We start from the raw sequence: 661 nt of genomic DNA, 5'->3' as shown, positions 1-661 counted from the left end.
GAAACGAGTTGGGAGTCTTCTCTCTGGATTCAACGTAGAACTACTCACTCACGACCCATACGTGCCTGATATCGACACCGAACTCGTGGGGGGATCGATGACTTCCCTGCAAGAGTTATTGGAACGAAGTGACGTCGTTGCACTCAACGCTGAACTCACCGACGAAACACGTGGGCTCATCGGTGAAGAGGAACTCACACAGATGCAAGAGTCCGCATTCCTAGTCAATACCGCCCGCGGCCCAATTGTGGATGAAGAGGCACTCGTTGATGCGCTTCGTTCAAATTCAATTGCTGGAGCAGGACTAGATGTCTTTGCAACAGAACCACTGCGTCCAGACTCTGTCCTTCTCGATTTCGAGAACGTCGTCATTACACCACATACGTCTGCTGTGACGACTGACAGTCGAGTGAAGAGCATCAGACGACTTACGACCAACGTTACCAAGCTGCTGGCTGGTGAACACCTACCTAATAGGTACTTGGCCACACCGTCTCCGTAGTGCCCTGGCCCTGATTATTCTGTTGCCAGAGCAAAATTTATATCACTGGGATTAGAACCTGATATGCGTGATTGGTAAGATAGATCATATCGAGCTAGAAGTTAGCGACGCTGACGAAACTGCCGCGTTCCTCGAAAAACTCGGCTACGAACGGTACCG

At 50.5% G+C, this 661-nt stretch carries 1 protein-coding gene; it reads left to right on the top strand.

Annotation, left to right across the window (positions count from 1 at the left end):
- A partial coding sequence (locus AUR66_RS13050; RefSeq protein WP_269432586.1) for an NAD(P)-dependent oxidoreductase occupies positions 1–502 on the top strand: 502 nt, incomplete at its 5' end.
- Positions 503–661: the final 159 nt, after the last annotated feature.

The sequence above is a fragment of the Haloferax profundi genome, from assembly GCF_001469865.1.
GTDB classification, from domain to species: Archaea; Halobacteriota; Halobacteria; order Halobacteriales; family Haloferacaceae; genus Haloferax; species Haloferax profundi.
Note: the sequence above shows the minus strand (reverse complement) of the source record. Positions and strands in the feature narration are given on the sequence as shown.